Genomic DNA, 6,952 nt, shown 5'->3' with positions numbered 1-6,952 from the left:
GTGATGTGGCGCGCAACGCCGGCATGCCGGCGGCCAAGGCGCATCGTTACCTGGTCAGCTTCATGCGCATGGGGCTCGTCGAACAGGACGCCAACAGCGGGCGCTACGATCTTGGCGAGTTTTCGCTGGAACTCGGGCTGGCGAGTCTGGCACGGCTTGATCCGGTGCGCCTGGCCGGACCGGTGCTCGACGACCTCTGTGAACACATCGGCGAGACAGTCGCCCTCGCCATGTGGGGCAATCGCGGTGCAACCTGTGTGCGCTGGCTCGAAGCTGGCGGCCCGGTGACCGTCACCCTGCGCACTGGCGTCGTTCTGTCGCTGACTTCATCGGCCACCGGTCTGGCCTTCGCCGCGTTCTACCGCTCGCCCTATCTCAAGAAGATGCTCGACGCCGAACTACAAGCGACGGCCGCGGCCAGGGATACAGATCCGGCGGTATTGCTGTCGGCGCTGACCGAGCAACTCGGCGAGATCCGCCGCCACGGAATCGCGCGCGCTTCGGGCAGCTTCACGCCGGGGATCAATGGTTTCAGTGCTCCGGTGTTTGATCACAGCGGCCACATGGTCGCGGCGATTACCTCGCTGGGCATCATCGGGAGTTTCGACCTCGACTGGGATAGCGCGATGGCGCAGGCCACCAGGGACGCTGCGGCGACGCTTTCCAGGCGGCTTGGGTACGGCAGCGTTGACTCTGGTGCGCCGGAGAAACCAGCGCCGGTGGCGAGCAAGGCGCGTTCGGCTGCCGGCAATGGCGCCGGTGCGTAACTGCCGTCCGGGATGCGGCGCGTGCTGTATTGCGCCATCGATCAGCACTCCGATACCCGGACACCCGCAGGGCAAGCCGGCCGATGACGCTTGCGCCAACCTGACCGACGATTGCCGCTGCGCCTTGTGGGGGACGCCCACGCGACCGGCATTCTGCGCCGGGCTACGGCGGTCAGCCGAGATGTGTGGCGAAAATCGCCCACAGGCGATGGCCTGGCTGTCGGCTCTGGAGCGGGCAACCCGACCCTGAGCGCTGCAATGCTAGAATGCGGCTTTTTGTCGAAAGTCGCCTGTGGACCTGCTGCTGTTGCTGAAAGCCCTGATTCTCGGTGTCGTTGAAGGCGTCACCGAGTTCTTGCCTGTCTCTTCCACGGGCCATCTGATTCTCGCCGGTGACCTGCTCGATTTCAACGACGAGCGCGGCAAGCTGTTCGAGATCGTCATCCAGTCGGGGGCCATCCTGGCGCTGTGCTGGGAATACCGGAGCAAAATCCTGCAGGTCTTGCTCGGCCTGCCGAGTGAGCGGGGAGCGCAGCGTTTCGCGCTCAATCTGCTGGTCGCCTTCCTGCCGCTGGCGGTCATCGGACTGTCGTTCGGCAAAGCGATCAAGGCGTCGTTGTTCAACGCGCCGGTGGTGGCAACGGCGTTTATCGTCGGCGGTTTGATCATTCTCTGGGCTGAGCGCAGGAAGCACCGCATTCGTGTCGAGTCGGTCGATGACCTGTCGTTGACCGACGCCTTTGTGCTTGGCTGCGCGCAGGCGCTGGCGCTGATCCCCGGCACTTCGCGTTCGGGAGCAACGATCATCGGCGGGCTGTTCCTCGGGCTGTCACGCCGCGCAGCGACCGAGTTTTCGTTCTTCCTGGCCATTCCAACGCTGATCGCGGCGACCCTCTACCAACTCTACAAGGAACGTGCGCTGCTCTCCTTTGACGATCTGGGGATGTGGGTCGTCGGTTTCGCCGCTGCCTTCGTCTCGGCGTTCTGGGCGGTACGCGGGCTCCTGCGCTACATCAGCACGCACGACTTCTCGATCTTCGCCTGGTACCGCATCGCTTTTGGTGTCGTCGTACTGGCGACCTGGCATTCGGGCTTGGTTTCCTGGAGCAGTGGCTGACGTGGCGGCGCCGCGCATCGTCTATCTGCACGGTTTTTGCTCGTCGCCGGCTTCCTGGAAGGCGCGCCTGCTCGGCGAACGCCTGGCAGCCGCCGGCCTCGGTGATCGTTTCGTCTGCCCAATGCTGTCACCGGTCCCTGTCGTCGCGATCGCCGAAGCCGAGGCGCTGCTGGCGCGTGCTGATGGTCCGACGACGCTGGTCGGCAGTTCTCTCGGCGGCTATTACGCGACCTGGCTCGCCGAGAAGCACGATTTGCGCGCGGTATTGATCAACCCGGCGGTGATGGCACCCGTCCTGCTCGGTGGTCTGGTCGGGAACCAGACCAACTTTCATAGTGGCGAGACCTTCACCTTCACCGACGAGCATGTTGAGCAGTTGCGCGCGCTCGAAGTGGCCTGCGTCACGCCCGCGCGCTACCTGTTGCTCGTCGAGGCCGGGGACGAAGTGCTCGACTACCGCCTGGCCGTAGCGCACTATGTCGGTAGCCGGCAGATCGTCCTCGCGGGCGGCGATCACAGCTTCACACGATTTCCCGACATGTTGTCTCAAATCCTTGAATTCTGTGGGTTATAATCGTCGCGATGCATGTTCTATTTGAAGAAGACGGCGCTTTCAGGACGGCCACCATGGTCATCGACAACGACAGCTCGTTGCAGGTCGAGACGGCATCCGGCAAGCGAAGCAAGATCAAGTCGGCGAGCGTCCTGTTACGCTACAGCGAGCCGCCGCCAGCGGCCTTGCTCGACCAGGCGGAGGCGCTGGCGGGCGGAATCGAGCACGACTTTCTCTGGGAGTGCCTTGGTGACGACGAATTTTCCTTTTCTGATTTTGCCAACGAGTACTTCGGCCATGTGGCCAGCGCGGTCGAAGCGTCTGCGCTGCTGCTGGCCCTGCATTCGGCACCGATTTACTTCCATCGCAAGGGGAAGGGGCGTTTCCGCAAGGCTCCGGCCGACATCCTCCAGGCAGCTCTCGCCGGCCTGGAGAAAAAACGCCAGCAGGCTCTGAACATCGAGCGGATGATCGGCGAGCTGAAGGCTTTTTCACTGCCTGCCGAGTTTTCGCCGCTGCTCAGTCAGTTGCTCTACAAACCCGACCGCAACCGCGGTGAGACCAAGGCACTGGAAGCAGCGTGCAGCGAAACCGGCCTGTCGGCCGCGCATCTGCTGGCCAGGTGCGGCGCCATCCGCTCGGCGCACGACTACCATCTGCAGCGCTTCCTGCTCGATCAGTTCCCGCGTGGTACAGGCTTTCCTGCCTGTGATCCGCCGCGGCTGCCGACCGCTCTGCCGCGGGCTGATGTGCGGGCCTTCTCGATCGACGACGCGACGACCACCGAGATCGACGACGCCTTCTCGCTGCAGACGCTGCCCGGTCTTGGCTGGCGAATCGGCATCCACATTGCGGCGCCATCGCTGGGCATCGCACCGGAATCGCCACTTGACGGCATCGCGCGCGAAAGACTGTCGACCGTTTATATGCCCGGAGCCAAGATCACCATGTTGCCGGATACGGCAGTGGATCGCTTCACTCTTTCGAGCGGCCGCGAGTCACCGGCCATTTCTCTGTACCTTACGGTCTCGCCCGACTTCGAGATCACGGCGCACGAGTCACGTCTGGAAGTCGTCCCGGTGGTCGCCAACCTGCGCCATCATGACATCGAACCGCTATTCAACGAGCAGACGATCGCCGCCGGACTGTCCGACTTCGCTTTTGGCGGCGAGTTGTTGACCCTCTGGCAACTGGCCAATGCCTGCGAAGGTCGGCGCGGCAAGCCGTCGGCAATGCAGGGTAACCACGATTACAACTTCCGCATCGACGGGGACCTCGCCGATGCCGAGGCCTGTCGGGTCGAGATTTCCACCCGCCGGCGCGGCAGTCCGCTCGACAAGCTGGTCGCCGAGTTGATGATTGTCGCCAACAGTACCTGGGGCGGTCTGCTGGCCAGCACGGGCGTTGCTGCGATCTATCGCGTGCAGACCGGCGGCAAGGTACGCATGAGCACCGTGCCGCAGGCACACGAGGGCCTCGGCGTGAAGCAGTACGCCTGGTCGTCGTCGCCGCTGCGCCGCTACGTGGACCTACTCAACCAGTGGCAGCTGGTGGCCTGCCTGCAGGGTGATACGCCACCGTTTGCCGCGCGCTCGGATGCGCTGTTCGCAGCGCTCCGCGATTTCGAACTCACCTACACCGCTTACGCTGAATTCCAGCGCAGTATGGAGCGCTACTGGTGTCTGCGCTGGCTTCGTCAGCAAGGACTGGAGAGCATCGAGGCGACGATCATCGGTCGCGAGAATTTGGCCAGACTGGACCATCTACCTCTCGTCCAGCGTGTGCCGTCGGCGCCTGAACTCAAGCCCGGTCAACGACTCCGCCTACGCATCGAGTCGATCGACTATCTGACGCTCGAACTGGGCTGCCGCTACAGCGAAACGCTGGTGCCCGCGGAGACCGCCGGCACCAGTGCCGATGACCCCGTGCTGGAGGTCGTCGATTGAAGTGAGCGCCGGAGGGAACGCCAATGTGCGCGAACTGTTCGCACCTTTGCTCGCCGCGCGCAGTCTGTGCCTGGCTCTGGGCGCCTCGCTGCTGTTGCACGCCTTGTTGCTGGCGCTGCATTTCCGCTTCCCGGATGCCTCGCGCGCCTTCCAGGATAGGGCACTTGACATCATTCTGGTCAATAGCCGCTCGGCCAGGAAACCGGCCGACGCCCAGGCGTTGGCGCAGGCCGATCTCGATGGTGGCGGCAACACAGAGCAGCAGCGGCGCGCCAAGACTCCCCTGCCACCGGCACCCAGACATCAGGAAGGTGACGACCTCGATCACTCGCAAAGGCGAATCCAGGAACTCGAAGCCCACCAGCAGAGACTGGCGGCGCAAACGCGCAGCCCGAACATCGTCGCGCCGACGCCGAACAAGGAAGCCCAGCCTGATCCAGCTCCCGGTGTCAGTGGTCGTGACCTGGCACAGAGTGCTCTGGCGCTGGCCCGCCAGGTGGGCGAGATCGCCAAGGAAGTCGATGACTATAACCAGCGGCCGCGCAAGAAGTTCATCGGCACGCGTGCCGACGAATACCGCTTTGCGCAATACTCCGAGGATTGGCGGCTCAAGGTAGAGCGTATCGGCACTCTGAACTACCCCGAAGCCGCCAGAGGAAAGCTCTACGGCAGCCTGGTCCTGACGGTGACCATCAAGAGTGATGGCAGCGTGGCAGCGGTCGAAATCAACCGCTCGTCAGGGCACAAGATCCTCGACGACGCCGCTCGCCGGATCGTCGCCATGGCGGCTCCCTTCGCCGCCTTCCCGCCGGCCATCCGGCACGACACCGACATCCTTGAGATCACCCGTAGCTGGAACTTCACCCAGCGGGACAGCCTGGAGACCAAGGGCGCGATGAAGCGATGAGCGATCGTTACTGCGTCTTCGGCCATCCGGTGGCGCACAGCAAGTCGCCGGTGATCCACGCCGCTTTCGCCGCTCAGTGCGGGCAGGACTTGATGTATGAAGCGATCCTGGCGCCGAAGGATGGTTTTGCCGAGAGTGTGCGCGGTTTCGTCGCCGCCGGCGGTCGGGGTGCCAACGTCACCGTCCCGTTCAAGGAGGAAGGCTATCGACTGGCGACTCGGCTGACCACCCGGGCCGAGCTGGCCGGTGCGGTCAACACGCTGCTTTTCGATAGCGCCGGCACGCTCGGTGACAACACCGATGGCGCGGGCCTGTTGCGTGATCTCACCGTCAACCTTGCCTGCCGGCTCGCCGGTCGGCGCATCCTGCTGCTCGGCGCAGGCGGCGCGGCGCGCGGCGTTCTCGGCCCGCTCATCGACGCGCATCCGGCGACACTGGTGATTGCCAACCGAACCCCTGCCCGTGCCCGCGCGCTGGTCGAGCGCTGCGCCGGGGCCGCATCACTTTTCGCCGGTGCTTACGCTGAACTCGCCGGCCAGTCTTTCGATCTGGTGATCAACGCGACTTCGGCGAGCCTTGGCGGCAAGCTACCGCCCTTGCCCGTGGGGATCTTTGCGTCCGGCAGCCTGGCCTACGACATGATGTACGGCCAGGGCGGGACGCCGTTCCTCAGCTTTGCCGCCAGCCAGGGCGCGGCTCGTCTGGCCGATGGCCTTGGCATGCTCGTCGAGCAGGCGGCCGAGGCCTTCCATCTTTGGCGCGGCGTCCGTCCCGATACGGCGCCGGTGTTGACCCTGCTCCGTGACGCTACGACCAGCCCACCAGCGTCGCAATGAACCGGCTTGGCGTCTGGGCGCAAAGGCTGAAGCGGCTCGTTCTCGGTTTCGTCGCCCTCTTGCTGCTCTATCAGCTATGGCTTTTTGGCTGGGTTCTGTGGTGGAACTGGGTCAACCCGGACACCACCCGCTTCATGAACATTCGCCTCGACGAGCTGCGAGTCAAGGACCCGCAGGCACGACTGCAGAAGCAGTGGGTCGACTACGAGAAGATTTCGGTCCACCTGAAGCACGCTCTGGTCGCTGCCGAGGATGCCAAGTTCGTCGATCATGAAGGTTTCGACTGGGAAGGCATCCAGCATGCGCTCGAGAAGAACCAGAAAAAGGGACGCGTCGTCGCCGGTGGCTCGACGATCTCGCAGCAGCTCGCCAAGAACCTCTTCCTGACGCCTTCGAAGACCCCCTGGCGCAAGGCGCAAGAGGCGATCATCACCCTGATGCTGGAGACGCTGTGGAGCAAGCAGCGGATTTTCGAAGTCTATCTCAACGTCATCGAATGGGGTAACGGAGTGTTCGGCGTCGAGGCGGCTGCCCGCCACTATTACGGGGTTTCTGCGACGCAACTGTCGCGCCAGCAGGCCGCGCGGCTGGCCGGGATGGTCCCCAGTCCGCGTTTTTACGACAGCAACCGCAACGCGCCCGGGCTGGCCAGGAAGACGGCGATCATTCTCGGCCGCATGCCGGCGGCCGACGTTCCCTGACGAGTCAAGGCTTAGAGGAATCCATCGCCACTGGCGAGTCGTTCGCCGGGAAATTCCGAACGGGCGTGCGGGCCACTTGCCGGCGCGATGGCGACCGCTTCACCGGCCTGCGCTATACTCATGAT

General features: G+C 64.1%; 8 protein-coding genes. All 8 read left to right on the top strand.

Annotation, left to right across the window (positions count from 1 at the left end):
• Positions 1-767, top strand: a 767-nt coding sequence (locus ACCAA_RS15600; RefSeq protein WP_186408169.1) for an IclR family transcriptional regulator, incomplete at its 5' end; no start/stop codon positions are given.
• On the top strand, positions 751-1,017 hold the full coding sequence (locus ACCAA_RS22165; protein ID WP_245754603.1) for a YkgJ family cysteine cluster protein: 267 nt from the start codon (positions 751-753) through the stop codon (positions 1,015-1,017). The genes ACCAA_RS15600 and ACCAA_RS22165, both read left to right, overlap by 17 nt.
• Before the next feature lie 42 nt (positions 1,018-1,059).
• Positions 1,060-1,884 carry an undecaprenyl-diphosphate phosphatase gene (locus tag ACCAA_RS15595; RefSeq protein ID WP_186408168.1) on the top strand — a complete coding sequence of 275 codons (825 nt, stop codon included), beginning with the start codon at positions 1,060-1,062 and terminating at the stop codon, positions 1,882-1,884.
• A 1-nt stretch (position 1,885) separates the two neighbouring features.
• Entirely contained in the window at positions 1,886-2,458 is a 573-nt protein-coding gene (locus ACCAA_RS15590) for a YqiA/YcfP family alpha/beta fold hydrolase (RefSeq protein WP_186408167.1), read from the top strand.
• 8 nt (positions 2,459-2,466) lie between these two features.
• Positions 2,467-4,383 (top strand): ribonuclease catalytic domain-containing protein, encoded by a 1,917-nt coding sequence (locus tag ACCAA_RS15585; RefSeq protein ID WP_186408166.1) that lies wholly within the window; start codon positions 2,467-2,469, stop codon positions 4,381-4,383.
• Position 4,384: 1 nt separating this feature from the next.
• Positions 4,385-5,290, top strand: coding sequence for an energy transducer TonB (locus tag ACCAA_RS15580; protein WP_245754602.1), 906 nt, complete (start codon positions 4,385-4,387; stop codon positions 5,288-5,290).
• Positions 5,287-6,126, top strand: a complete 840-nt coding sequence (aroE, locus tag ACCAA_RS15575) for a shikimate dehydrogenase (RefSeq protein WP_186408164.1) — start codon at positions 5,287-5,289, stop codon at positions 6,124-6,126. Before ACCAA_RS15580 ends, aroE begins: the two co-directional genes overlap by 4 nt.
• Complete coding sequence (gene mtgA, locus ACCAA_RS15570; RefSeq protein ID WP_186408163.1) at positions 6,123-6,827, top strand: monofunctional biosynthetic peptidoglycan transglycosylase; 705 nt, start codon at positions 6,123-6,125, stop codon at positions 6,825-6,827. The genes aroE and mtgA overlap by 4 nt, the downstream gene beginning before the upstream one ends.
• Positions 6,828-6,952 lie beyond the last annotated feature (125 nt).

It is taken from the genome of Candidatus Accumulibacter aalborgensis (assembly GCF_900089955.1).
Lineage (GTDB): Bacteria > Pseudomonadota > Gammaproteobacteria > Burkholderiales > Rhodocyclaceae > Accumulibacter > Accumulibacter aalborgensis.
Note: the sequence above shows the minus strand (reverse complement) of the source record. Positions and strands in the feature narration are given on the sequence as shown.